Source organism: Prescottella sp. GW823-FHT02E09, from assembly GCF_058797375.1.
Window position 1 is genome coordinate 335,681 of record NZ_JBXAJP010000004.1, and the last position, 26,169, is coordinate 361,849.

General features: G+C 67.8%; 20 protein-coding genes and 2 pseudogenes. 13 read left to right on the forward strand and 9 right to left on the reverse strand.

Translation table 11 applies throughout. The features are described from left to right. Positions 1-221: 221 nt before the first annotated feature. The 3 genes and pseudogenes from AC1RIF_RS12195 to AC1RIF_RS12205 all read right to left on the reverse strand — a co-directional run bounded on the left by AC1RIF_RS12195 (position 222) and on the right by AC1RIF_RS12205 (position 3,588). Entirely contained in the window at positions 222-1,355 is a 1,134-nt protein-coding gene (locus AC1RIF_RS12195; RefSeq protein ID WP_492601626.1) for an Ig-like domain-containing protein, read from the reverse strand. A 29-nt stretch (positions 1,356-1,384) separates the two neighbouring features. Further along, on the reverse strand, positions 1,385-2,584 hold the full coding sequence (locus tag AC1RIF_RS12200; RefSeq protein WP_492601627.1) for an Ig-like domain-containing protein: 1,200 nt from the start codon (positions 2,582-2,584) through the stop codon (positions 1,385-1,387). Positions 2,585-3,256: 672 nt separating this feature from the next. Beyond that, positions 3,257-3,588, reverse strand: a pseudogene (locus tag AC1RIF_RS12205) (nuclear transport factor 2 family protein). Between the two features lie 148 nt (positions 3,589-3,736). Here AC1RIF_RS12205 and AC1RIF_RS12210 point away from each other — a divergent pair. The 6 genes from AC1RIF_RS12210 to AC1RIF_RS12235 all read left to right on the forward strand — a co-directional run bounded on the left by AC1RIF_RS12210 (position 3,737) and on the right by AC1RIF_RS12235 (position 11,074). Further along, positions 3,737-4,819, forward strand: a complete 1,083-nt coding sequence (locus AC1RIF_RS12210; protein ID WP_492601628.1) for an ABC transporter ATP-binding protein — start codon at positions 3,737-3,739, stop codon at positions 4,817-4,819. A gap of 146 nt (positions 4,820-4,965) precedes the next feature. Beyond that, on the forward strand, positions 4,966-6,249 hold the full coding sequence (locus AC1RIF_RS12215) for an ABC transporter substrate-binding protein (protein ID WP_492601629.1): 1,284 nt from the start codon (positions 4,966-4,968) through the stop codon (positions 6,247-6,249). A gap of 37 nt (positions 6,250-6,286) precedes the next feature. Further along, on the forward strand, positions 6,287-7,375 hold the full coding sequence (locus AC1RIF_RS12220) for a carbohydrate ABC transporter permease (RefSeq protein ID WP_492601630.1): 1,089 nt from the start codon (positions 6,287-6,289) through the stop codon (positions 7,373-7,375). A 155-nt stretch (positions 7,376-7,530) separates the two neighbouring features. After that, positions 7,531-8,346: a carbohydrate ABC transporter permease gene (locus AC1RIF_RS12225; RefSeq protein ID WP_198285458.1), complete on the forward strand. Its 816-nt coding sequence runs from the start codon at positions 7,531-7,533 to the stop codon at positions 8,344-8,346. 1 nt (position 8,347) lies between these two features. Beyond that, positions 8,348-8,545 (forward strand): hypothetical protein, encoded by a 198-nt coding sequence (locus AC1RIF_RS12230; RefSeq protein WP_492601631.1) that lies wholly within the window; start codon positions 8,348-8,350, stop codon positions 8,543-8,545. A 240-nt stretch (positions 8,546-8,785) separates the two neighbouring features. Then, a complete protein-coding gene (locus tag AC1RIF_RS12235) occupies positions 8,786-11,074 on the forward strand; it encodes a transglycosylase domain-containing protein (protein WP_492601632.1) in 2,289 nt (762 codons plus the stop codon). Between the two features lie 40 nt (positions 11,075-11,114). Here the strand turns inward: AC1RIF_RS12235 and AC1RIF_RS12240 are convergent, their stop codons facing one another. From AC1RIF_RS12240 to AC1RIF_RS12255, 4 genes are all read right to left on the reverse strand, one after another. Further along, positions 11,115-12,659: an MFS transporter gene (locus AC1RIF_RS12240; RefSeq protein ID WP_492601633.1), complete on the reverse strand. Its 1,545-nt coding sequence runs from the start codon at positions 12,657-12,659 to the stop codon at positions 11,115-11,117. A gap of 411 nt (positions 12,660-13,070) precedes the next feature. Further along, positions 13,071-14,138, reverse strand: coding sequence for an ABC-2 membrane transporter-related protein (locus AC1RIF_RS12245; RefSeq protein ID WP_492601634.1), 1,068 nt, complete (start codon positions 14,136-14,138; stop codon positions 13,071-13,073). Further along, positions 14,135-14,992, reverse strand: coding sequence for an ABC transporter ATP-binding protein (locus tag AC1RIF_RS12250; RefSeq protein WP_492601635.1), 858 nt, complete (start codon positions 14,990-14,992; stop codon positions 14,135-14,137). The genes AC1RIF_RS12245 and AC1RIF_RS12250 overlap by 4 nt, the downstream gene beginning before the upstream one ends. Next, on the reverse strand, positions 14,989-15,390 hold the full coding sequence (locus AC1RIF_RS12255) for a GntR family transcriptional regulator (protein ID WP_492601636.1): 402 nt from the start codon (positions 15,388-15,390) through the stop codon (positions 14,989-14,991). Before AC1RIF_RS12255 ends, AC1RIF_RS12250 begins: the two co-directional genes overlap by 4 nt. Before the next feature lie 175 nt (positions 15,391-15,565). Between AC1RIF_RS12255 and AC1RIF_RS12260 the strand changes: the two genes are divergently transcribed. The 3 genes from AC1RIF_RS12260 to AC1RIF_RS12270 all read left to right on the forward strand — a co-directional run bounded on the left by AC1RIF_RS12260 (position 15,566) and on the right by AC1RIF_RS12270 (position 21,231). Beyond that, entirely contained in the window at positions 15,566-17,716 is a 2,151-nt protein-coding gene (locus tag AC1RIF_RS12260) for a transglycosylase domain-containing protein (RefSeq protein WP_492601637.1), read from the forward strand. Positions 17,717-17,872: 156 nt separating this feature from the next. After that, positions 17,873-19,492, forward strand: coding sequence for a hypothetical protein (locus AC1RIF_RS12265; RefSeq protein WP_492601882.1), 1,620 nt, complete (start codon positions 17,873-17,875; stop codon positions 19,490-19,492). A gap of 149 nt (positions 19,493-19,641) precedes the next feature. Beyond that, complete coding sequence (locus AC1RIF_RS12270; protein ID WP_492601883.1) at positions 19,642-21,231, forward strand: hypothetical protein; 1,590 nt, start codon at positions 19,642-19,644, stop codon at positions 21,229-21,231. A gap of 99 nt (positions 21,232-21,330) precedes the next feature. Here AC1RIF_RS12270 and AC1RIF_RS12275 read toward each other — a convergent pair whose 3' ends face one another. Continuing rightward, the gene (locus AC1RIF_RS12275; RefSeq protein WP_492601638.1) at positions 21,331-21,921 is read right to left on the reverse strand and encodes a TetR/AcrR family transcriptional regulator; all 591 of its coding nucleotides are present in this window, start codon (positions 21,919-21,921) and stop codon (positions 21,331-21,333) included. A 92-nt stretch (positions 21,922-22,013) separates the two neighbouring features. On the opposite strand from AC1RIF_RS12275, the gene AC1RIF_RS12280 reads away from it, so the two are divergent. The 3 genes from AC1RIF_RS12280 to AC1RIF_RS12290 are packed head-to-tail and all read left to right on the forward strand — an operon-like array spanning position 22,014 to position 25,075. Further along, the gene (locus AC1RIF_RS12280) at positions 22,014-23,246 is read left to right on the forward strand and encodes an acyl-CoA dehydrogenase family protein (RefSeq protein WP_492601639.1); all 1,233 of its coding nucleotides are present in this window, start codon (positions 22,014-22,016) and stop codon (positions 23,244-23,246) included. Continuing rightward, on the forward strand, positions 23,243-24,313 hold the full coding sequence (locus AC1RIF_RS12285; protein WP_492601640.1) for a phosphotransferase family protein: 1,071 nt from the start codon (positions 23,243-23,245) through the stop codon (positions 24,311-24,313). Before AC1RIF_RS12280 ends, AC1RIF_RS12285 begins: the two co-directional genes overlap by 4 nt. Continuing rightward, complete coding sequence (locus tag AC1RIF_RS12290; RefSeq protein ID WP_492601641.1) at positions 24,314-25,075, forward strand: SDR family oxidoreductase; 762 nt, start codon at positions 24,314-24,316, stop codon at positions 25,073-25,075. Positions 25,076-25,261: 186 nt separating this feature from the next. On the opposite strand, the pseudogene AC1RIF_RS12295 reads toward AC1RIF_RS12290, so the two are convergent. Beyond that, positions 25,262-25,411 (reverse strand): annotated as a pseudogene (locus tag AC1RIF_RS12295) (hypothetical protein); the annotation flags it as partial. A gap of 149 nt (positions 25,412-25,560) precedes the next feature. Between AC1RIF_RS12295 and AC1RIF_RS12300 the strand changes: the two are divergent. After that, positions 25,561-26,160 carry a M23 family metallopeptidase gene (locus tag AC1RIF_RS12300; protein WP_492601642.1) on the forward strand — a complete coding sequence of 200 codons (600 nt, stop codon included), beginning with the start codon at positions 25,561-25,563 and terminating at the stop codon, positions 26,158-26,160. Positions 26,161-26,169 lie beyond the last annotated feature (9 nt).

Genomic DNA, 26,169 nt, shown 5'->3' on the forward strand with positions numbered 1-26,169 from the left:
CCGGGTCCGACCGATCGCGGCCAGACCGAGCTCCCGTCGGGACAGACGAGCAAGGCCGCGACTGCGACGACCCGCGCTCGTCGCGGATCGTCGCAGTCTCCTGTCGGCCTGGGGCGACGCGTGGCGACGTGATCGGGCAGGTGGATTGTGAGGATCACACGCCCGACCGGTCACCCTGCCCGACCGGTCACCCTGCCCGACCGGCCACCCTGCCCGGCAGGCTAGCGGCCGCCGGCGGATCCGGCCATCAGGCCGGAGAGCAGATTCTCCAGGCTGCCGCCGCCCGTGGTGACCGGATCGGCAGGCTCGACCACCACAACGCCGGGCGCGGTGACGGTGACCGTCTTGTCATCCGAGGTGGACGCGCCGAACCTCTTGCTGCCGGTGAACTTCGCGGTGATCGGGTGTTCGCCGCGGTCCCGGAACGACCAGATCATCTCGGCACTGCCGTTCGCGTCGACCTCCGCGCTCCCGATCAGCGTGGTGCCGTCGAAGAACTCGACCGTGCCCTCGCCCGGGCTGGGATTCACTGTTGCCGCAATCTTGACCTCGTCCCCGGCCAGCGCCTCGAGCGCGACGTCAACCGCCGTCTCGGTCTGGTCCGGCGAGAACACCTCGGTGACGGACAGGGCGTCGCGACCGGCGCCCGTCGCGACGCAGTAGCCGGCGGCCGGCCTCAACTGCGTCTCGCCGCTCGACCTCACGTGCGACTCGAGGAAGCTCATGCTGGAGTTCCTGATCTTGGTGCTCGGGTACGCGTCACCCGTGCGGAGGGCTGTGGTGATCGACGAACCCTCCGTCTCACCGGCCCGTAGGGTCAATTCGACTTTGGGGAGCTGGAAATCGGTGTCGGCCTTGACCTGTAGTCCCTCGCTGGAAGTGCTGTCGTCGGGGCTCGGCCCGTCGATGACCGTCTTGTTTCCGGTGCCGGTGATCCGGAGGAACTCGCCCGTGTCACTCGGATTGCCGTCGGCGCCGACGCGCAGCAGCGTCGGGGTCTCACCGACGAGGTTGCTCGAGCTGTCGGGGGTGAGGGTGTAGGCCAGCAGCTCCGCGCCCTGCGGCACGGCAAGGTCGTACTTGATTCGGCCGGTGTCCGCGCCGCCGGAACGCATGACGCCGGGGTGCAGGGTGACGGTGAACTCTTCTCCGGGGCGGACCGCCTCCGGCGCATTGACTTCGAGATTGTCCGTGAAGGTGAAATCCCAGCGTGGGGCCCCGTCGACCCGGCAGGAATGCTGGAAGGGGATGTACTTGGTGACGGTGTCAGCAACGGCCGTGGGGGTGCCGACCGTCAGGAGGCCTGCCGCCATCGCCGACGTGGCGAGCGCGGTAGTCAAGGGAGCGAGCTTCATTGAACGCCTTTCGGTGCAAGGATGTTGGATCAGCGTCCGCTGAGCGAACCGGTGTCGAGGCCCGGCAGGATCCCGGCAAGGCTGCCGGAGCCGCTGGGGTTGTCAGGGTCGACCGGGCCCGTGCCGCCACCGGTGACGGTGAGGGCATGAGCGGTGGTGGTGTGCTGGTTACCGTCCTGGTCGGTGAACACGGCGGTGATCGACTTGGTGCCTGCCTTGTCGAAGGTCAGGTCGAGCACCGCGATGCCGCGGACGACCGGACGGGGATCGCCGACCGGCTTCCCGTCGACCATGAACTGAACTGTACCGGTGGATGTTTCGGGATCCACCTTGGTGGCGAAGGCGAGGTTCGCGCCGGTGGCCGCAGTCGTCGGCCCCTCGACGAGGGCGAGCACCTCGGTGCTGGGTTCCGGGTCGACCGGGTCGACCGGATCGCCTTCGATGCCGATTGTCGCGAGAGGTCCTGCACCCGAATTGAACTCGGCATTCTCGTTGTCGCGCGGCGAACAGTAGCTCGGTGCCCAGATGTTGCCCGCCAGCCAGTGGTTCACCTGGGGGAGGAACGTGAGGAAGGACTCCGGAGTGCCGAACGTGCCCGCGGCACCTGCGGTGCGCACTGCCGGCTCGATCGTTCCGGACTTCCCGGCGTCCAGTGTGATTCGTACCTTGGGGAACACGATGCTGGTCGACGGCCCGGACTGGGCGTTGATCGCCATGCCGTCGTGCGAGGTGGTCGACGAGTTCGGGCCGTTGCCGATGGTCGCATTGCCGCCGGAGACTCGCAGGATCGAGCCGGTGCGGGACGGGGTGCCGGACTCGTCGACGCGGATGGCCGACGCCGACGTGCCCGCGAACAGATTGCCGGGGTGAGTGACGACCGCCGAAACGAACCGGGCATTGGCCGGAAGGGCAATATCGATCTTGGCGCGGGAGATCTTCTGCACGTTCGCGCCGCTGACGGTGTTCGGAATCTCCACCATGCCGGGGTCGATCTCGATGTCGAAGCGCTCGCCCGGAGCCACCGTGGAGGGCGCGGACACCTTCACCGTGGCAACCCGGCCGTCGGAGCTGGGACCCGAGTAGGCGCTCGGTACCGCCTGGCAGGTCACCTGGAAGGACGACGTGGTGGTGGTCGGGGCAGGTGCGGCCGCAGCGGACGGGAGGCCTGCGACAGCGATTCCGGCGGCAAGACCGGCGATCGTGGTAATTCGGAGTGCACGGGACGACATGGCGTCCTTTCAGCGTGAGGGTAACCGGATCGGTCGGAGCACGATGCAACGTACAGTTCGAGTTGGACGGGTGATCAACTTCTAGGTAAAGAACTTCCAAACCTCTCGCTATGCGAGGAAGACGACTCCCCTGCCGGAACGGCGCCGGTTGGGGGTTGGTTGTTCGCGGCCGTTCGAGAACCGGTAAGGCGCCACGGCGGGTAGGTCAGCGCAACGTGGGTAAACTAGCTGCTGGAGAACAGTATTCGCGACATTCTTGCCATCGGCGGCGGAGTCGCACGGTGCCATCGCAGTGTGATGCGATGGCGGTGACAGGTCCTGATCGGGTGAGCGACGGTTGATGGTGCTGCGGGGGTACTCGGGGTGTCGGGCCGACTGTCGAGGCTGTATCTCCGAGCTGCCGTGAAAAGCTCTCGGAAGCACTGGGTTCGGTAGTTCATTCGGGATTCGGGGTCCACGGCCGCAGGAAGCTCGAAGCCGTTCGCCCGGATTGACGACCCACTGGTGGAAGACAATTCGAGCCCGATGCCGTGACAGTGACCGGAAGGACGACGACCGAAAGTCGCCGCGTCCGTGGATCAGGGTGAGTGCAGGGCAGCTGGGGCGAGCCTGTGCGGAGGCGGGCCGGAATCTCCATCTCGTACGGCTCGCGCCGACGTCACGGTGGCCAGGTCACGACACCGTCGCGCCGACGTCCGCGAAGGAGTGGTGCTCGTGCGCGACGAGCCAGTTCCCCCGCTCGCGGCGTAACCCCACCGTCAGGCGCAGGCGGTGACTTCGAGTGACACGATCTCGAAGACGGCGCCCTGCGCCTGCCACTCGAAGAAGGGCGGCCAGGTTTCGCGGTACGCGGCCATCCCTCGGACGCCGTCGTGCGGCGGCGGAACGTCGAACATCACGATGTCGTCGGCGTGGTCGGCGAGGACCCCGCTCATATCGCCCAGGTGCACGGCGGCGGCCCAGCGTTCGATGAGGACGCGGATCTGCTCGCGGTCGCTGTTCATGGTCGATCCCTTCGCTCCCGAACCTGTGCGGGCGTCTCCCCGGTGTCGACTCGGCGTGGCGCGAAAACTCATCGGGGGATAATCTGCGCGCATCACCCCTAACTCGGATCGTCCGGCACGTTCCTGCCGGTGAAGGGACCGCTCCACCATGGCTTCGGTGACATTCGACAAGACCACGTGCCTGTTCCCGGGCGCGACGACCCCCGCGGTCGACAAGCTGGACCTCCATATCGAGGACGGCGAGTTCCTCGTGCTGGTCGGCCCGTCCGGCTGCGGCAAGTCCACCTCGCTGCGCATGCTCGCGGGGCTCGAGGAGGTGTACGACGGGCGCATCCTCATCGGCGACCACGACGTCACCGGCCAGGAGCCCAAGGAGCGGGACATCGCGATGGTGTTCCAGAACTACGCGCTCTACCCGCACATGTCCGTCGCCGAGAACATGGGCTTCGCGCTCAAACTCGCGAAGACACCGAAGGACGAGATCAAACGCCGCGTGCAGGAAGCCGCGAAGATGCTCGACCTCGAGCCCTACCTCGACCGCAAGCCCAAGGCGCTGTCCGGCGGCCAGCGGCAGCGCGTCGCGATGGGACGCGCGATCGTCCGCAGCCCGCAGGTGTTCCTGATGGACGAGCCGCTGTCGAACCTGGACGCGAAGCTGCGTGTGCAGACCCGCACCCAGATCGCGCAGTTGCAGCGCCGACTCGGCACCACCACCGTCTACGTGACGCACGATCAGGTCGAGGCCATGACGATGGGCGACCGGGTCGCGGTGCTCAAGGACGGTGTCCTGCAGCAGTGCGCCCCGCCGCGTGAGCTCTACAGCCGTCCGGTCAATCAGTTCGTCGCCGGATTCATGGGCTCGCCGTCGATGAACATGCTGACGCTGCCGGTCACCGACGGCGGCGTGCAACTGGGCGACGCGGTGATCCCGGTTTCCCGTGAAACCATCGCGGAGATCCCCGAGGGCCAGGTCGTGCTCGGTATCCGTCCCGAGCACCTGGAGCCGGCACCCGGCACGACCGGCATCGCACTGGACGTCGACGTCGTCGAGGAACTCGGCGCCGACGCCTTCGTCTACGGGCGCACCGGACTGGGCGGCCCCGGTGAACACCAGATGGTTGCCCGCACCGACTGGCGCAACCCTCCCGCCCGTGGCGAACGGGTGAACCTGCACGTCGATCCGTCCGAGGTACATCTGTTCTCGGTCACCGACGGCCGACGGCTCGGGTGACCCTGACCGATCCAGTCCGGGGGTAATGACCGAAATTTGCCCCCGTCCGTGCCAGAGTAAGCGGCGACATATGCCTCGGTCCGGCGGAGTTCACGTCCGCAGTGTTCGTTCGCCGGGGCCGGAGACGTCTATCTGAAAGGTGGACCATGCGTTCTTTCAAGACGCGTTCGCGTGTTGCGGTGGCGGCCTCGGCCGTCGCGCTGCTCGCCCTCGCCGGGTGCTCTAGCGACGACGGCGGCAGCGCTAGCGCCGACGACGCCGTCAAGCAGAACCTCGACGGCCGCGGCGCGATCTCGTTCGCGATGGGCAAGAACGACACCGACAAGCTGCAGCCGGTGATCGAGAAGTGGAACGCTGCCAACCCGGACGAGCAGGTCTCCCTCAAGGAACTGCCGGGCGAGGCGAACGACCAGCGCACCAAGCTCGTGCAGTCGCTGCAGGCCGGCAACGCCGACTACGACGTGATGGCTCTCGACCTGCCCTGGACGGCAGAGTTCGCCGCGAACGGCTGGATTCAGCCGCTCGAGGGTGGACTTGCGATCGACACCGCGCCGCTGCTGCCGGCCACCGTCGAGTCCGCGACGTACCGCGGCAAGCTGTACGCCGCGCCGCAGAACACCAACGCGCAGCTGCTGTACTACCGCACCGACCTCACCCCCGCGGCCCCCGCGGACTGGAAGGCGCTCACCGACAGCTGCCAGATCGCCCAGGACAAGGGCGTCCAGGACTGCATGGTCACCCAGCTCAAGCAGTACGAGGGCCTGGTCATCAACACCACGCAGTTCATCAACTCGTGGGGCGGCTCGGTCGTCGGCGCCGACGGCAGCACCCCCGAGGTGGATTCCCCGCAGGCCAAGGCCGGCATGCAGGCCCTGGTCGACGCCTACCAGGGCGGGCAGATCGCGAAGCGTTCCATCGGTTTCACCGAGGAGGAGACCGCCCTCGCATTCGTCGGCGGCGAGTCGATGTACGCCTACAACTGGCCGTACATGTGGGACAACGCCCAGAAGGACGGTTCGAAGGTCAAGGGCAACGTCGCCGTCGCTCCGATCGTCGGACCGACCGGCGCCGGCGCATCCACCGTTGGTGGCTACAACAACGGCATCAACGTCTTCTCCAAGAACAAGGCGACCGCACGTGACTTCATCGCGTTCATCCAGAACGAGGAGAATCAGATGTCGTTCGCGGATGCTGCGTTCCCGCCGGTCCTGAAGTCGGTTTACGACAACCAGGAGCTCATCGCCAAGTACCCGTACCTGCCGGCCCTGAAGTCCGCACTCGAGAATGCGAAGCCGCGCCCGGTCACGCCGTACTACGACGCCATCTCCAAGGCGATCATGGACAATGCCAACGCGGCGCTCACGGGCAAGGTGACGGTCGACCAGGCCGCGACCGACATGACCGCAGCGATCAACAACGCGGCCAAGTAGTTCCGCGGTTCGAACACGAGAGATCAGGTAACGCACGATGGCTGACTCTGCTGGGCTGAGGCGAGCAGACGAGGCCCGCGCCGTGGTCGGGATCGACGATCCCGACCACGGCGGTCGCGCTTCCGGGCACGGACCCGGAACGCCGCGCACGGGTCACGACGAACCACCGGTGGTCGCTCCGCGAAAGAAGCGCGACTTCCGGCCGATCTGGCTGATCGCCCCCACCATGGCGATCCTCGCTGTCGTCATCGTGTATCCGGTGATCCGCGCGGTCTACCTGTCCTTCCAGGCGAACAAGGGGATCGACCCGGACACCGGGCGGTTCACCGAGGGCGGCTTCGCCGGCTTCAAGCACTACCTGCAGTGGATCGTGCAGGACTGTGGTGGCGGCGCGGGGACCTGTCCTCCCGGCACCTTGGCGCACGACTTCTGGTCCGCCGCCGGCGTCACGATCTTCTTCGCCGTCGTCACGGTCACGATCGAGGTGCTCCTCGGTCTGTGGATGGCGACGGTCATGGGCAAGACCTTCTGGGGTCGCTCACTGCTCCGCGCCAGCGTGCTGATCCCGTGGGCTATCCCCACGGCGGTCACCGCGAAGCTGTGGTTCTTCATCTTCGCCGAGAACGGCATCGCCAACAAGCTGCTCGGCACCTCGATCGCGTGGACCACCGACCCATGGGCGTCGCGGTTCGCGGTGATCATCGCGGACGTGTGGAAGACGACGCCGTTCATGGCGCTGCTCATCCTCGCGGGCCTGCAGATGATTCCGCAGGACGTGTACGAGGCCGCCAAGGTCGACGGCGCCAGCGCGTGGCAGCGGTTCACCAGGATCACGCTCCCGCTGGTGAAGCCGGCGCTCATGGTGGCGGTGCTGTTCCGCACCCTCGACGTGCTGCGCATGTACGACCTGCCCGCCATCCTGTCCGGCACGTCCGGCGCGACACCCAACACGACGCTGTCGATCCTGGTGATGGCCGATATCCGGCAGGGCAACTTCCAGAGTGCGTCGGCGTTGTCGACGCTGATCTTCCTCCTGATCTTCGCCGTCGCGTTCGTGATGGTGAAGTTCCTCGGCGCCAACGCGGTGCGCACCCAGGACGAGCAGCGGAAGGGAGCTGATCGCTGATGGGACGCCACAGCAAGCCCGAGGACCTCGACGACCACGTGGTGGCATCCACCGCGTCGGTGCCGACTGCGGTCGCCACTCAGGTCGCTCCCCCACCGGAGGCCAAGACGTCCACGGTCCTCGACAAGCCGCGCCGGCGCACCGACCGCGGCAAGATGGCCCGCACCTACCTCGGTGTCGCGATCATCCTGATCTGGGGTCTGGCGCCGTTCTACTGGATGGTCGTCACCGCGTTCCGGCAGGTCGACCACACCTTCGACACCACGCCGTGGCCCACGTACCTCACGCTCGACAACTTCCGCGCCGCGCTGTCCACGGACAAGGGCAACGACTTCCTCGGCGCGATCGTCAACAGCCTCGTCATCGGTGTCGTCACGACGGCCGTCGGCCTGCTGTTGGGCGTGTTCGCGTCGTACGCGCTCGCCCGGATCGAGTTCCGCGGCAAGTACATCGTCACCGGCATCATCCTGGGTGCGTCGATGTTCCCGACCGTCGCGCTGATGACACCGCTGTTCCAGTTGTTCGGCGACTTCGGCTGGATCGGCCAGTACCAGGCGCTGATCATCCCGAACATCTCGTTCGTGCTGCCGTTGACGATCTACACGCTCACGTCGTTCCTGTCGGATCTGCCGTGGGAACTCGAGGAGGCCGCCCGCATCGACGGCGCGAGCCGGTTCCAGGCGTTCCGGCTGGTCATCCTGCCGCTGGCCGCGCCGGCGCTGTTCACCACCGCGATCCTCGCGTTCATCGCGACGTGGAACGAGTTCATGCTCGCGAGCCTGCTGTCGACGGAGAAGACCGAGCCGGTCACCGTCGCGATCGCCCGGTTCGCGGGCGCCAACTCGTGGGAGCAGCCGTACGCGGCGATCATGGCGGCCGGCACGATCGTGACGATCCCGCTGGTGATCATGGTGTTGCTGTTCCAGCGCCGCATCGTCTCGGGTCTGACCGCGGGCGGCGTGAAGAGCTGACATGCCGTCCGGTAAGCCGCCGCGGGGCCGTCAGCCCCTCGAGATGCTGATCGGCATCCTCGGGTTCTTCACGTTCATGGCGTTCCTCGCCGCGGTCGTCCCGATCGTGCGCGGCGAGCCGTCGGCGACCGCGTCGCTGGTCCTCCTCGGCTGCGTCGCGGCGCTCGGGGGCGTGATCGTGCTGCACCGCCGCACCTAGCTCCCCCTCCTGTTCCGCGTTTTGCGCACTTGTCGGTCCTCCGGGGGCCCACTCGGGAGCGACAAGTGCGCAAAACGCGGGGGTGATGGGGTGCGCCGGGTATGTCGGGTCCGTCCTCGGTCGTTCGACGTTCGCGTGCCGTCCCGGCCGTGAGATGCGACGATCGGAGGACGACCGGATTCGACCGACCCCGGTTGGGGACTTGGTCGGATCGCCGATTGCGGACCGGAAGTTGCGCGCGTGAACTCCACGAGCAGCACGAACCCCGAGAAACCGAAGCGGCCCGAGGGTGGGGTTCGACCCCGCCGCCGCACGCTGATACGCATCCTCGCAGCAGTCGTGATCGTCCCGATCGTCCTGCTTGCCGCGGCGTATCTGCTGGTGGATGTGCCGAGTCCCGGGCAGATGCAGACCAAACAGGTGGCCACGATCCTCGCCTCGGACGGTTCCACCGTCGTCGCGAAGGTGGTGCCGCCCGAGGGCAACCGGACCGAGGTGCCGCTCGACGCGGTCCCCGGATACGTTCGCAACGCGGTGCTCTCGGCGGAGGACCGTGACTTCTACTCCAACCCCGGCTACTCGATCTCGGGGTTCCTGCGGGCCGGGCGGGACAACCTGCTGGGCCGCGAGAGCGCCGGCGGCGGCTCGACGATCACGCAGCAGTACGTCAAGAACGCGCTGGTCGGTACCGATCGGAACGTGATCCGGAAGGCCCGCGAGCTGGTGGTGTCGGCGAAGATGGCCCGGCAGTGGTCCAAGGACGAGATCCTCGGCGCGTACCTCAACACCATCTACTTCGGCCGTAACGCGTACGGCATCGCGGAGGCGTCCCACGCGTTCTTCGGGAAACCGGTGGAGCAGTTGACGCTCGCGGAGGGCGCGGTGCTGGCGGCCGTGGTGCAGAGTCCGTCCGCGCTCGATCCGGTGAGCAATCCGGACGCGCTGCGGGCCCGGTGGAACTACGTCCTCGACGGCATGGTCGAGATGGGGGTGCTCGCCGCGGCCGAGCGCGCGAGCACCCAGTTCCCCGAGGTCCTGCCTGTCGCGCCGATGCAGGCGTCCGAGATGTCACCCGGGCCGGAGGGCCTGATCCGCACGGCGGTGGCCCGCGAACTGGATGCCGCCGGAATCAGTCAACGCGACATCGACACAGGCGGGCTGCAGATCACCACGACGATCGACGCGAAGGCGCAACAGGCGGCGGTGGACGCGGTGAACCGAACCCTCGACCGGCAGCCCGACCAGTTGCGGGCGGCCGTGGTGTCGATCGATCCGCGGTCGGGGGCGGTGCGGGCCTACTACGGCGGTGCGGAGGGCGCCGGATTCGACTTCGCTCAGGCCGGGCTGCAGACGGGGTCGTCGTTCAAGGTGTTCGGCGCGCTCGCGGCACTCGAGGACAAGGTGCCGCTGACGGCGCAGTTCAGCAGCGCGCCACTCACCGTCGGCGACCTCACCATCAAGAACGTCGAGGGCGAGACGTGCGGGACGTGCAGCCTGGCCGAGGCACTCAAACGGTCGCTCAACACCAGCTACTACCGGCTGACGCTGTCGATGGAGAACGGGGCGCAGAAGATCGCCGACGCCGCCCACCAGGCCGGCATCCCCAAGCAGATCCCCGGTCTCGACCACGAGACGCTCACACAGTTCGGTGGTCCGCCCGAGACGGGAATCGTGTTGGGCCAGTATCAGACCCGGCCCATCGACATGGCGTCCGCGTACGCGACGCTGGCGGCGTCGGGGAAGTTCCACGAGCCGTACTTCGTGCAGAAGGTCGTGAACGCCGACGGCCAGGTGCTGTTGGACCGCGCGCCGTCCGACGGTGAGCAGCGGATCGAGCCTCCCATCGCGGACGCCGTCACGCAGGCGATGACGCCGATCGCCGCCTACTCGCGGAACCACGGTCTGGCGGGCGGTCGTCCGTCGGCCGCGAAGACCGGCACCTCGCAGTTGGGGGACACCGGCGAGAACAAGGATGCCTGGATGGTGGGGTTCACGCCGTCGCTGTCGACCGCGGTGTGGGTGGGGACAGCCGAAGGCAAGGCGATCGAGACCAGTGGCGGCGGAGCAATATACGGCGCGGGTCTGCCGTCGGACATCTGGAAGGAGACGATGGACGGCGCGCTCGCGGGTACCGCGAACGAGCAGTTCCAGTCGGCGCAGCCCGTGCCGCAGTCCGGCGGCCAGCAGGGACGCGCACCGGCGGCAGCGTCGTCGACCACCGCGGAGCAGCAGTACACCGAATCCGCACCGACGGGGCAGCGGTCGGTGCAGACGCAGCGGGAGGCGCCCGCGTGGACGCCTCCCGCTCAGACCGTTCCGCAGGCGCCGATGCAGCAGAGCGCGCCCCAGCAACAGTGGAATTCTCCTGCGCCGCAGCAGCAGCAACAACAGTTTCAGCAGCCGCAGCAGCAGGCGCCGGCACCCGTTCCACAGGCGCCGGCCCCTGCTCCCCCTCCCCCGGCGCCGGCCCCCGCACCGCCGCCGGGAATTCAGATACTCCCGGGTGTCACCATCCCCCTCCCGGGGTAGTTCGATTCTGCGAGTGGGAAACTCCGAATCGTTCGGATGATCAGCCCGCCGCGACCAGTTCGTCGCCGTCCGGGGTGGAGCGAGTGGCCGACGCCGGAATCTCGACCTGCGAGATGTTGCGCGGCAGGAGGAAGGCCACGACCGCGCCGACGAGGGCGACGATCGCGCCGATCCAGAAGGCCACCTGGAATCCGGCCTCGTCGTAGAACACGGCACCCTGCAGCGTCGCCTGAATCTCGGGCGGGAACTGCACGATGTGCGAGTTGTTCATGATCGCGAACGCGACGACGGGGAGGATGGCCGGGAAGACCGACTGCGACACGCCCACCATCGAGGCGGAGCTGGCCTGGAGCTGCGGCGGGACGGCTTCGATCAGCAGGTTCGGGATCGAGGCGTACCCCATGCCCATGCCGAAACCGAAGATGGCGCAGATCATCATGACGAGGGCCTTGTCGTCGTGGATCTGGGCCATCAGTGCGAACGCGAGGGCGTTGAGGAGCAGGCCGGCCACGAGCATCAGCCGCGGTCGCATGTTGCGGCCGACGAGGGTGCCGACGAGCAGTCCACCGAGAACGACAGCGGCGCCGATCGGTACCTGGTACAGCGCGAACCCTTCGGCGTCGACGCCGAAGCCGTACCCGAGACCGAACAGGGCCGGCGTCATGACCATCATCGGCAGCAGGATCGTGAACAGGCCCGAGGAACCGTAGACCACGCCGGAGCTGATCGTGGTGAGCAGTACGGGACGCTTGCCGAGCACGTCGAGGTCGATGAGCGGCTCCTTCATCATCCGTGCCGACACCAGCCAGGCGATCAGGAGCACGATGCCACCGATGAGGTACGTCAGGGTGCCGCTGTCCGTCCAGCCCCACGAGGGGCCGAAACTGACGGAGATGAGGATGCCGGCGATGCCGGCGCCGAGCAGGATCGCACCGACGAGGTCGACGCGCGAGCGCAAACGAACGTTCGATTCGGGTGTGGTGAACTGGATGAGCGCACCGAGCACGACGAGGCAGATGACGAAGAACCAGAAGATCGAGCGGAAGCCGAAGTCGTCGAGCAGCCAGCCGGTGAGGAACGGCGCGGGGATCGCGATGAGGCCCATGCCGCTGGTGGCGATACTGACGGCGAGGGCAACCGTCTTCTTCGGGAAGACGTCACGGATGAGCGAGTAGCTCAGGAACAGTGTGGGCACCATCAGGCCGGCCAGGCAGCGGCCGGCGATCATCATCGCGTACGACGTCGCGATGGCCGAGATGAACGATCCGACCAGCGCGATCCCCACGCAGGCCAGCAGCATCTTGCGCTTGCCGTACATGTCGGCGAGCTTGCCGATCAGCGGCGCCGCCATGGCTCCGACCAGCAGGAATGCCGTCAGCAGCCACGCGCCCTGCGTGGTTTGGTAGTGCATCGCGATCGCCGGCAGCGCCGTCGAGATCATCATGTAGCTGACCGCGAGAAGTTCGAGCAGGAGCACGATCGAGGCCAGCGAGAGGACGAGCCGAGGGCTCCAGCCTTCCTCTGACGCCCGACCCGTGGGGTCGGTGTGCGACGGCATCGCGCCGCCGGTCGGGGTGGTGACCATCCGTGGAATCCTTTCAGACACCAATAAGCAACGGGGCCAGAGGTTTCCGGTCCCCGTGAAGTCTCCGGAGACGGTGGGTGCGCAGTTCTCCCACCGTGGCACCCTCGGTCGATCGATGGCGCACTCACATCACACTGACCGCAAAACCGTGACGCCAGTCACATGTCCGCCCAGTGGGACAATTGTCGGCGGGGTGTTACCGAGTATCGGAACAGGTGAATTCGACTTGTTACCAATGCTATTGAGCGCCTGAGTGCCACAAGGAGTCCGTCTTGGGTCATTTGTCGGATTGCGGGGATCGGCGCTTCCGGGATCCGGGCTCGACCGTCGTTCCCGACGGTGCACAAAAACAAACGCTCGGTGCCCGGAAGTCCGGGAACCGAGCGTTCGAAGCTCTCGTCGTGCGAGGGATCAGGGGCGCAGTCGGCGCAGCGCCCACATCGACGGAATCAGCAGAAGAGCCGAGAGTGCCAGGGTCAGTGCGACTTCCGTCAGCTGGAAGCGGCGGAACAGGGTGTCGGGGTGGTAGCGGGACTCGAAATGATCGATGCCCTGAGCTCGCTTGCAGGCGGTGAACACGCGGCCCTGTGCGGCGTAGATGGTCTCCCCGCGGGCCTCGTACTCGGCGAGGGTCTCGTCGGGTTGCTGCCCCCAGTCGTTCCCGGCTGCCGCCTCGTCGCACATCGAGTAGTCCATGTCGATGCTGCGTCCCGCCGCATCGACGTAGCCCGTACTCAGGGTCCACACGGGCCCGCCGGACTCGACGTCCGGCGTGGAGTAGATCGAATGGCCGGTGCTATCGAGCGGCCGCGTCTCGACCACGGGCGTCGCGTACTGCGGTCGCGCCTCGACCTGGAATCCCACCAGCAGCGCCGTCATCGCGATCAGCGTCACCGTCATGGCGCCGAGCGTGTTGCGGAGCAGCATACCGAGCAGGCTTCCGAGAATCAGGGCCAGGAATGTGTAGGCCCCCGCGATCAACCCGGTGGACTGGAACAGGGGCAAGGTCAGACGCGAGTACCCGAACCAGCCGGACGAGACGAACGCGTAGTTCGGCCCGGTTCCCACGTCACGGGTCCACTCCAGCACCGACCCGAGGACGCCCATGGCGAGGACTGCGGGCACGAACACGACCAGCACCCGAGTCCAGTACCACCGAGCGCGGCTCACGGACTGGGACAACCCCAGGACGTGGGTGCCGTGCTCGATGTCCCGGGAGAAGACGGTGACGCCGACGAGCACGCCGAGCAGTACGGGCAGCACCACGGTGACGAGGGTGATCAACGTGAGTGTCGACTCGGCCCAGCACTCCGCGGAGTTGTCACCGGGCACGCAGCCGAAGACGTTGCCGAACGGTTCCGGGCTGGTCGCGTCCCGAATCGTGAGGCCGCAGACCGCCGCGACCACCGCGAGCAGGAGGATCCCGCCGACCGCGGCCAGGATCGTCGTTCGATGCTGCCGCCAGGTAACCCAGATCATGCTGCCTCTTCGTCGATGGTGGTGAGGTAGGCCAGGACGATGTCGTCGAGGTCCGGGGGCTCCACTCGCCAGCCGTCGCCGGCCGTGGGACGGGGGCCGCGGACGAGGTGGGTGTGCCGGTGTGACTCGACGATCGAGCCGCTGCCGACGACGCCGGCCGGGTCGGCCGCGCCGGTGAGCAGGTAGTGCTCCTCGAGCAGGTCGTCCAGGGCGCCGGTCAGCCGGGCGCGACCGGAACCGAGAATCACCAGCTGGTCGGCGATCTCGGCAACCTCCGACAGGACATGCGACGACAACACGACCGTGGTGCCGCGCTCGGCGGCATCCTCCATGAGTGCGCGGACGACGGATCGTCGTGCGAGCGGGTCGAGTTCGGCCAGCGGCTCGTCGAGCAGAAGTACCTCGGGACGGCGGCCCAGCGCCAGCGCCAGCGCGACGCGGGTGCGGTGCCCGGGTGACAGGGTCTTCACGCGCGCCGACAGTGGGATCTGGGCCTCGGTCACCAGGTGGGTCGCATAGTCGTTGTCCCACTGGGTGTTCGACTTCTCGCCGAACAGGAGGGTGTCGGCGACCGTGAACCCGCGGTACAGCGGTTTGTGCTGTGCGACGTAGGCGAGCCCGGGCACGATCCCGTCCCGGCCGGGTCGTTGTCCCAGGACCGTCACCTCGCCGGAGTCGGGTTCGAGCAGGCCGACGGCGATGGACAGGAGCGTGGACTTGCCGGCCCCGTTGGCGCCGACGAGCGCGGTGATGCTGCCGCGCTGGACGTCGAACGAGCAGCCCCGGAGTGCCTCCGTGCGGCGGAACTTCTTGTGTACGTCGCGCACCGTCAGCGCGCCGGCTCCCTCACTCATGTGAACTCTCCTGTGTCTTCACCGAATTCGCTGTCCAATGCCGCTGTCACCAGCGCCTCGAGGTCTGATCGTTCGAGCCCCGCGGCCGCGGCCGCACGCGCCCATGTCGACAGTTCGGCCTGCAGTGCCTGCCGTTCCGCCATTCCGGGTTTGAGCAGGGACTGGGTGACGAACGTGCCCAGCCCGGGCCGGGCCTCGACGAGTCCGTCGTTCTCGAGTTCCCGGTACGCCTTGAGCACGGTGTTGGGGTTGACGGTCACGGCTGCGACCACATCCTTCGCGGTAGGAAGCCGGTCACCCGGTTTCAGGTCGCCCAGTCGTAGGGCCTGCTTCACCTGGAGCACCAGCTGGACGTACGCGGGGATCCCGGATCGACGGTTGATGTGGAACTCCACCATCGAATCTCCATTTCACTACAACAATAGTGAAATAGAGGTTGCACGGCCTCCGGTCCGATGTCAACCTGTTCGAGAGGTTTGCGGGGGTTGATGCGTGTCGCGGCAAATGCGGCTCGAAGGCGCTGCGCAGTGCAAAAATTCGGACGAGTGTACCGATTGAGACGGAAGTTCGATTGTGAATTCAACAAACACGGAAGCCGCGGGTGGTCCGGAATCGGGCCCACCCGCCACCGAGGCTCGGCGACGCAAACCCCGTCGGCGCGGGCGTCGGATCGCCCTGTACGTGACGCTGTGCGTGATGGTCCTGCTGATCGCCACCCCACTGGTCGCCTTCGGCGTCGCCTACAAGGACGCGGACGTGCCGCGGCCCGGTGACATGAGGACCAATCAGGTGTCGACGATCCTGGCGTCGGACGGGACGACGGAGATCGCCCGTGTCGTGCCGCCGGAAGGCAACCGCACCGAGGTCACGATCGATCAGATCCCGGAGCACGTGCGCAATGCGGTGCTGTCGGCCGAGGACCGGGACTTCTACACCAATCCCGGATTCTCGGTGTCCGGTTTCGCGCGCGCGGCTCGCGACAACGTGCTCGGCAAGGACAGCGCGGGGGGCGGCTCGACCATCACGCAGCAGTACGTGAAGAACACGCTGGTGGGTTCGGAGCGGTCCGTGACCCGCAAGATGAAGGAACTGGTCATCTCGTCGAAGATGGCGCGCGAGTGGTCCAAGGACGAGATCCTGGCGGCGTATCTCAACACCATCTACTTCGGTCGCGGCGCGTACGGCATCGCGGCCGCGTCCGAGGCGTACTTCGGCAAGCCGTTGGGCGAGCTGACGGTGTCCGAGGGCGCCGTGCTGGCCGCGGTGATCCAGAGCCCGTCGAGCCTCGACCCCGTCACCAACCCGGATGCGCTGAAGGCGCGTTGGGACTACGTGCTGGACGGCATGGTCACGATGTCGGCGCTGTCGTCCGTCGAGCGTGGGTCCATGCAGTTCCCGGACGTGCTGCCGACGGCACCGCTCGCGGACGCGGGTGCGGCGCCGGGCCCGGAGGGTCTCATCCGTGCACAGGTGTTGCGTGAACTCGCCGAATCCGGTGTCAGCGAACAGGATCTGAACACCGAGGGGCTGCAGATCACCACGACGATCGACCCCAAGGCTCAGCAGGCCGCCCTGGACGCGGTCGCCGACACCCTCGACGGTGAACCCGAGAACCTGCGCACCGCCGTGGTGTCCGTCGATCCGCGCTCGGGCGCGGTGCGTGCCTACTACGGCGGCGCCGACGGCAAGGGCTTCGACTTCGCGCAGGCCGGTCTCCAGACGGGCTCGTCGTTCAAGGTGTTCGGTCTGGTTGCGGCACTGCAGCAGGACATTCCGCTGTCGCAGATGTACGACAGCGGCCCCCTGTCCGTGTACGGCGTGACCATCACCAACGTCGAGGGTGAGTCCTGCGGCAGGTGCACCATCGCCGAGGCGCTCAAGCGGTCCCTCAACACCAGCTTCTACCGCCTCACGCTGGCGATGGACGACGGTGCGCAGAAGATCGCCGACGCCGCGCACGCCGCCGGCATCCCGGAGACCGTTCCCGGGTGGCAGCATCCCACGCTCACACAGGAGGGTGGCTCGCCGGAGAACGGAATCGTGCTGGGCCAGTATCTGTCCCGTCCCATCGACATGGCATCGGCGTATGCGACGCTGGCGGCGTCGGGTATCTACCACCAGCCGTACTTCGTGCAGAAGGTCGTGACGGCGGACGGTGTCGTGCTGCTGGATCGGCCGGTACCCGAGGGTGAACGCCGGCTCGACGCTGCCGTCGCCGACAACGTCACGCAGGCGATGCTGCCGATCGCGGCGTACTCGCGCAGTCACGGTCTGGCCGGTGGGCGTCCGTCGGCGTCGAAGACCGGCACCGCGCAGCTCGGTGACACCGGGCAGAACAAGGACGCCTGGATGGTCGGGTACACCCCGCAGCTGTCCACCGCGGTGTGGATCGGCACGGCCGACGCCAAGGCCATCGAGAACACCTGGGGCGGATCCGTGTACGGCTCGGGTCTGCCGTCGGACATCTGGAAGAAGACGATGGACGGCGCGCTCGAGGACGCCGATGTCGAGAAGTTCCCCTGGCCGGATCCGATCGGTGGTCAGGCCGGTGTCCCGGCGTACAGCGGGGCGGGGTCGGGTGCGGCGTCCGGTCAGAGCACGGCGGGCTCGCCTGCCCCGGCGGCTCCCGCTCCGGCCCCGGCACCGGCCCCGCAGCTCCCGCCGCCCCCGGGTCCCCGTGTCATCGAGATTCTGCCCGGAGTCAAGATCACGTTGCCGGGCTGAACCGATGATCGGCCGGGGAGGCGTGACGCAGGTCAAGGCCGGGTGCAATCGTGACGAATTCGTGGACAGGGTGCCGACGTGTCCCATCGGTGATTGAAGAATCACGATTCGGAAGGTCTACTCGTTACCGTGACTGAGCCAGCGCGCCTCTCCCCGATTCTCCGTCTCCGCGCGCCGTTGGCCGGTGCCGCGGTAGTGGCCGGGCTGTTGGCGTGGGCGCCGGTGGCCGGCGCGGAGCCCGCGCGTCCGGCGGCGTGCGTGCCGTTCGGCACCGCTCAGCTGCCGCCCGGGGTCCCGTCCCAGGGTGGGGACGCAGGGCTCGAGCGCCTGCCGGAGTTCGTCGGGGACAACGCACCGTCGTCGGTCGAGCTGCGCACGCAGACGACGCAGTTCAACCGGTTCTGGGACTTCGCCCTGGTCGACGCCGCCCTGTTGACGCGCCCACGGAGCGGAGCCGCCGAGCCGTGGCGGTACGCGCCGCTGCCAGAGTGTCTGCGGGACCGCCTGGTCGGAATCTCGGTGGACGACGACGAGTTGATCGCCGTGGACGATGCGGGGTGGATCTACACGATGGACAACGCGTCGCAGGCTCCGCTGTTCTGGAACTGGACGTCGGCCTTCGGTGCGCCGCTCTGGACCGGGTCGGGCCAGCGGCTGCCCGGCAGCGCCCCGGGCACGTGGGCACTCAGCGTCTCGTCGCCGTGGGACAACCAGACCTACACCGATGCGGCGGGCCGCGTGCACTACGTCGGACTGGGCAAGATGACGATGGTGCCCGCGCTCACCGGCGACGGTAGCCGCATCACCTACGCCGACCCGTGGCTGCCGAACGACCAGAGCTACGAAATCGGCGGGCCGCTCGGCGGCCGGTTCCGCTCGATCGCACTGTCGTCGGCCGGGTCGACGACATTCGTGACGAACGAGTACGGCGACATGTACACCCGAAACTTCGACTTCGATGCGGGTGGTTCGGACTCGGTCTTCTTCCGCTACAGCTGGGACGACCAGTCCGACAAGCCCACTGCACCGAACATGTTCGCGGAGTTGCTGGACCGTGACACCGCGGCGATCCAGTTGCCGGCCCAGGACTGGGTGCGCCAGCCCAAGATTCCGGGCGAGATCACGTCGGCGATCAGCGTGCATTCCACCGGCGTCGGGCCCGGTGCTCGCGAACTGCGGGTCGCGGGACTGCAGGACGGCGAATCGGGCTTCTGGCACAAGGAGCTGAACGCGCCCGAGTGGCAGTTCACCGCGACCGGCGCGGACCTGCCCGGTGTGCCGCTGGAGAACTCGCCGTCCGACCGGTCGTCGGAGACGCTCGCTCCGCCCGCGCCGTGGAATCTGTCGGGCTCGCTCCCCTCCCGCGACACCCTCGTCGACGGACAGTTCCTCATCGACGCCGGCCTGCCGTACACGCTGGTCGATCCGCGTCTGCTCGACGCTGTCGGCCAACAGGCGGGACCGTCCGGGTACCGGATTGCGGTGTCGCACTTCGATCCCGCTGCCACCACTCGTGAGGCCACGGTGACGGCGCCGGACGGCGCGGCGATCCCGGTGCTGCTGCACACCGCCGACGGTCTGCGGTTCGAGGCGCGCGGTGCCGGCCTGGACGCGCAGCCGCGGCATCTGGTCGGTGCGATCGAGATCCCGCAGTCGGCGTTCGATGCCCGTGTCACCGACCCCGCGATGGACGCTTTCGTTCGGGACTGGATGCGCGGCAAGCAGATTGCGCCGATCACGCTGAGCGCGACCGACACCGATCTCGTGGTGCGGTAGCTCGGCCGGGTCCATGGCCCGCATCACACTTTTGTCCGAAATGTAACGACCGGTCCTGACCCTCGGATACGGAGGGTGTGATCGATCGTGCCCTCCGCGGCAAGCTCCGCCTGTCCCGTCTCACCGCGCCCCTCGTGTGCGTGGCGGTGGTGACGGGACTGTTGTCCGCTGCGCCGTCGGCATCCGCGAGTGCGTCCGGGCCCGCGTCGTGCGTGCCCTTCGGCACCGCGCAGCTGCCACCGGGACTGCCCTCGTCGGGTTGGCGGGCCGGACTCGAGACCCTGCCGGTGTTCACCGGAAGTCATGCGCCCTCGTCGGTCGAGTTGCGCACGCAGACAACACAGTTCAACAAGTTCTGGGACTTCTCGCTGGTGGACGGCGCGTTGCTGACCCGCCCGCGCGTCTGGACCGGATCGAACACGGAGGCGTGGCGGTACACGCCGTTGCCGGAGTGCCTGCGGGGCCGGCTGGTCGGCATCTCCGCCGACGACGACGAGTTGGCCGCGATCGACGCCGACGGCTGGATCTACACCTTGGACAACGCGTCACAGACGCCGTTGACCTGGAACTGGACGTCGGCCTTCGGCGCCCCGATCTGGACCGGCGGCGGCAAGCGCCTCCTGGGCGGGGCGCCCGGGCAGTGGGCGCTGAGCGTCGCATCGCCGTGGGACAACCAGACATACGCCGACGCCGCGGGCCGTCTGCACTACTACGGGCTGGCGAAGATGACGATGGTGCCGTCCCTGACGGGCGACGGCAGCCGCATCACGTACGCCGACCCGTGGCTGCCGAACGACGACAGCTACGAGATCGGTGGACCGGTCGGTGGCCGGTTCCGCTCGGTCGCGTTGTCGTCCTCGGCGTCGACGACGTTCGTGGTGAACAAGTACGGCGACATGTACACGCGCAACTTCGATTTCGACGGCTCGGGCTCGGATTCGATCTTCTTCCGCTACAGCTGGGACGACCAGACCGGCAGGCCGACGGCGCCGAACTCGGCGTTCGAGTCGTGGTTCAAGGGATACGCCGCGATCCAGCTGCCCGCGCAGGACTGGAAGCGCCAGCCCAAGATTCCCGGCGAGATCACCTCGGCGATCAGCGTGCACTCCACCGGTGTCGGGCCCGACGCCCGCGAGCTGCGGGTGGCCGGACGATCGGGCGGCGTCACCGGCTTCTGGCACAAGCATCTGAACGCGCCGACGTGGGAGTTCACCGCGACCGGGGCGGGCCTGCCCGGAACCCCACTCGAGAATTCGCAGCGTGACCGATCCGCGGACACGCTGGCGCCGCCGGCGCCGTGGAACCTGTCCACCACGCTGCCCTCCCGCGACGCGTGGGTGGACGGCCAGGTGCTGGTGGACAGCGTGCTGCCGTACTCGATTCTGGACCCGCGCCTGCTCGACCAGGTGGGTCTGCACGCCGGTCCGTCCGGTTACCGGATCTCGATCGACCACTTCGATCCCGTCGCCACCACCCGTGAGGCCACCGTGACCACGCCGGACGGCAAGACCGTTCCCGTCGTCGTCCACACCGCGGACGGGCTCCGCTTCGCACCTCGCGGTGCCGGCCTCGACGCGCAGCCGCGGCACCTGGTCGGTGCCATCGAGATCCCGCAGTCCGCGTTCGACGCCCGCGCCACCGACCCCGCTCTGGACGCCTTCGTCCGGGACTGGATGCGCGGCAAGCAGATCGCGCCGATCAGCCTCAGTGCCACCGACACCGATCTGGTGGTGCGCTAGGAACAGGCCTTTCGGGGTCGGCGCCGATCTGTACCTTTCCGCGGGTTTTGCACAAAACTCGCGTGCTCGGAAACAGTGTTTCCGGACGAGGCCGGTTCCCTACCGGGTGGGGTGCGCGTGCGGCACCGGCAGCGCCGCGAGCGCGTGGTCGGCGACGCCGTCGACGGTGAAGATCGGCTCGACGGTGCGGTCGATGGCCAGGCTCTCGACCATCGACCACCATCCGCGCAGCAGCATCCGGGCCTCGGGGGACGGTGGTGTGCCGGTCGCCTCGAGGGTGCGCTCGACCATGGTGTCCTTCATGTGCTCGCGGATCTCCTGGATCTGCGGGTCGGCGCCGAAGCCGCCGTGGAAGAACGATTGGTAGTTGGCTCCGTGCCGGTCGATGAACGAGACGAATGCGTGCACGACGGCCCGCAGTGGTTCACCGGACGCGTCGTCGGGGTCCGCCTTCGCCGCGCGCAACAGGCGCCGGGCCGCCGCGCCGACGACGGCGACGTAGTAGTCCTGCTTGGTCGGGAAGTATCGGAACAGCAGGCCGCGGGAGATGCCGGCCTTCTCGGCCACCAGGTCGATCGACAGTGCATGGATGGGTCGGGTCGCGAGTTCCTGCAGGCCGATCGCGACGAGTTGCCGCTTGCGCTCCTCCGGCGGGAGCCGCCGCCGGGTGGCGGCAGTTTCGGTCGACACGAGAATGACACCGTCCAGGATCTTGATTGCGGGGCAAGTCTACGTCTAGGTTAACTGAGCAATGCTCAGTTAGTCGACGCACGGAGGCTGGCATGGATTTCGGACAGAGCGCACGGTCGAGGGAGTACCTAGATCGACTGCGCGAGTTCATTGCGACCGAGGTCGCGCCCGTCGAGGCGCGGTTGCGGGCCGAACGGGTGGTGCCGTTCGCGCAGCGCTCCGACGTCCCCGGTGCCGCGATGTGGCAGGTGTCCGACGAGTTCCGCGCCTTGCAGGCGAAGGCTCGGGCACAGGGGCTGTGGAACCTCTTCCTGCCCGACGCCGAGCTCGGCGCCGGCCTGACCAACGTCGAGTACGCACCGCTCGCCGAGGAGATGGGGCGCTCTCCGTTCGTCTCCGCGATCTTCAACTGCGACGCCCCCGACACCGGCAATATGGAGGTGCTGTACCACTACGGCAGCCCGGCGCAGAAGGAGCGTTGGCTGAAGCCGTTGCTGGACGGCGAGATTCGCTCCGCATTCTGCATGACCGAGCCCGACGTCGCGTCGTCCGACGCCACCAACATGGCCGCTACCGCCGTTGTCGACGGTGACGAGGTGGTGCTGAACGGTCGCAAGTGGTGGAGCACCGGCATCGGCAGCCCGGACTGCCGGATCCTCATCTTCATGGGGCTCACCGATCCGGAAGCGCCCAAGCACCAACGGCATTCGATGGTGCTGGTGCCGATGGACACGCCTGGTGTGAAGGTCGAGCGGATGCTCTCGACAATGGGCTTCTATGACGAACCCGGTGGCCACGGCGAGGTGTCCTTCACCGATGTCCGGCTGCCGCTGGACGCAGTGATCGCCGGGCCCGGACGCGGATTCGAGATCGCGCAGGGCCGGCTCGGTCCGGGCCGCGTGCACCACTGCATGCGGCTGATCGGCCTGGCCGAGGCCGCCCTCGAGCTCGCGATCCGCCGCGGCACCGAGCGCGTCGCCTTCGGCAAGCCGCTGGTCAACCTCGGGGGCAACCGCGAACGCATCGCCGACGCCCGCATCGCGATCAACCAGCTGCGTCTGCTGGTGCTCCACACCGCGTGGCTGCTCGACACGCAGGGCCTGTTCGGGGCGCGCTCGGCGGTATCCGAGATCAAGGTCGCCACGCCGCGCGTGGTGCAGCAGGTGATCGACTTCGCGATCCAGATCCACGGTGGCGGTGGATTGTCCGAGGACTTCCCGCTGGCCGGGGCGTGGACGGCGGCCCGCGCACTGCGCCTGGCCGACGGCCCCGACGAAGTGCACCAGGGCCTGGTCGCCCGCTTCGAGCTGGGCAAGTACACGTGACCGCGAAGCTTCCCGACAACGCGCGCACCGTTCGCGACGAGGACGTGTTCGACGTCGATGCGGTAGCGGGGTGGCTCCGAGCAAACGGTGTGCACGAGAGCGGCATTCCCGAGGTGCGCCAGTTCGCCGGCGGTGCGTCGAACCTGACCTACCTGCTGCGCTACCGGGATCGCGACCTGGTGCTGCGCCGGCCGCCGGCCGGGGCGAAGCCGTCGTCCGGGCACGACATGGTCCGCGAGTATCGCATCCAGTCACTGCTGGCACCCGGGTACCCGCACGTCCCGGCAATGGTCGGCCTGTGCACCGACCCGTCGGTGCTCGGCAGCGACTTCTACGTCATGGAACGCGTCGAGGGCACGATCCTGCGCTCCGCTCCCCCGGCCGAACTGGGCCTCACCCCGGAGAACACGCGCGAGTTGTGTCTGCGGGTGATCGATCTGCTGATCGAGTTGCACGGCGTCGATCCGGTGTCCTCCGGACTGGACGAGTTCGGGCGCGGCGCAGGATATGTGGGACGGCAGGTGTCCGGCTGGACCAAGCGGTACGCGGCGGCCCGCACCGACAACGTGCCCGACTTCGCGCGGGTCACGAGGTGGCTCGACGACAATCAGCCGGCCGATGTCGCCTCGCGGGTCATCCACGGCGACTTCCGGCTCGACAACGTCGTTCTCGGCGAGGACCTGCGGCCGCGGGCCGTCCTCGACTGGGAGCTCGCCACGATCGGCGACCCGCTCATGGATCTCGGGTCGAGCCTGGCGTACTGGGTGCAGGCCGACGACCATCCGATGATGCAGGCCACCAAACGCCAGCCGTCCGACCTGCCGGGCATGCTCACCCGCCGTGAGATCGTCGACTACTACGCCGAGCGCACCGGATTGCCCGTCCACAACTGGGGCTTCTACGAGGTGTTCGGGCTGTTCCGCCTCGCGGTCATCGCGCAACAGATCTACTACCGCTATCACCACGGGCAGACCACCAACCCGGCGTTCGAACACTTCTGGATCGCGGTGGGCTACCTGGACACTCGCTGCAACGAGTTGATCGACACGATGACGGAGGGCAAGTAGGTGGGCGGCCGCGCGACACGCAGGAACATTCTCATCACGGGCGCCAGCTCGGGCCTCGGCCGCGGCATGGCCCGCGAATTCGCCTCGCGGGGACGCAACCTCGCACTCGCCGCGCGCCGCACCGAACGACTCGAGGAACTGCGCGACGAACTGCTGGACGCGCACCCGCAGATCACCGTCGCGATCCGGAGGCTCGACGTGGACGTCCACGACGAGGTGTTCAGCGTGTTCCGGGAGTTCGACGAGGAACTCGGCGGCCTGGACCGCGTGATCGTCAACGCCGGCCTCGGCAAGGGGCAGCCGCTGGGCACCGGCTACTTCCGCGCCAACGCGGCGACGGCGCGCACCAACTTTCTCGGCGCACTCGCGCAGAGCGAGGCGGCACTCGAGCTGTTCCGCCCGCGCAACGCCGGCCACGTGGTACTGATCTCGTCGGTGAGCGCGGTGCGGGGCATGCCGCGCAACCTCACCACCTACGCGGCGTCGAAGGCCGGTGTCGCGGCACTCGGCGAGGGCATGCGGGCGGACCTGGCGCGCACCGGGATCGACGTCAGCACCATCTTCCCGGGCTTCATCCGTTCGGAGATCAACGAGAAGGTGAAGAAGGTGCCGTTCATCGTCGACACCGAGACCGGTTGCCGCGCACTGGCCGCCGCGATCGAGAAGGAACCGAACAAGGCGTACGTCCCGGCCTGGCCGTGGCTGCCGCTGTCGATGGCGATGAAGGTGCTGCCGCTGCCGGTGGTCTCGAAGATGACCTAGGGTGCGGGCTCGACGTACAGCGTGTCGGACCAGTCGCCGAGACCGAGCTCGCGGAGGAGTGCCTCGATGCTCTCCGGCGATGGCGTGAATACCTGCTGCCAGAAGTTCGGCTCGGCGGGTGCGAGCCTGGCCGCCGCCGGGGCCGCAGCGCGCCGTGACCGCGATCAGGCCGGGGGTGTCGTCCCAGATGAGCGCCTGGCAGGCACGGGGGTCCACGGAGACGAGGATCCGGGGGACCAGCGGGGTATCGCGTACGACCACTCGGAGATGCCGGAGAGGCGCCCGCCGAGGTCCTTCGATCGCCGTTCGTGCCGAGAAGGGCGCCCTGACCTGCATGATTCGCGAAACCGGTTGGTTTATAACTGGACAAGATAAATATTCGATAACGCTCGACGAATCGATATAGCTTCGTTACCCTTTTGTGACGGGCCCTCTGGGGAGCACCTCCCCGGGCCGATGAGTAAGACGCAAATGAGGTAACTCCCGTGGGCAAGCACCACCAGTCATCGCACCGTTTCGTTCGCAACACCGACCCATCCGAATACGCTGCCCCCCGCCGGTCGCGGAAGGCGGCAGCATTCGTGGCCATCGCCGGAACCCTCCTCGTCGGAGGGGCGCAGCTCGGCGCCGCCACCGCGTCCGCGGCCCCCGCGGCCCAGACCGCCGGGTTCTTCCACAGTGTGGGATCGAGTTCCGCTGTGGTACAGCCGGTTTCCGGAACTCTCACGTCCGGCTACGGCCCGCGCGGCGGTAGCCACCACGACGGCATCGACATCGGTGCGAGCATCGGCACACCCATCTACTCGGCTGCGGCCGGCTCCGTGATCTCTGCCGGCCCGGCCTCTGGGTTCGGGCAGTGGGTGCGCGTGCAGCACACCGACGGCACCATCACGGTGTACGGCCATGTCGACACCTACACCGTCAGCGTCGGCCAGCGCGTCGCGGCGGGACAGAAGATCGCCACGGTCGGTAACCGCGGCCAGTCGACGGGTCCGCACCTGCACTTCGAGGTCTGGGATCCGAGCGGTCGGCAGGTCGATCCGCAGGGCTGGCTGCGGGCGAACGGCGTCTCCCCGACGTGGTGACGGCGCCGG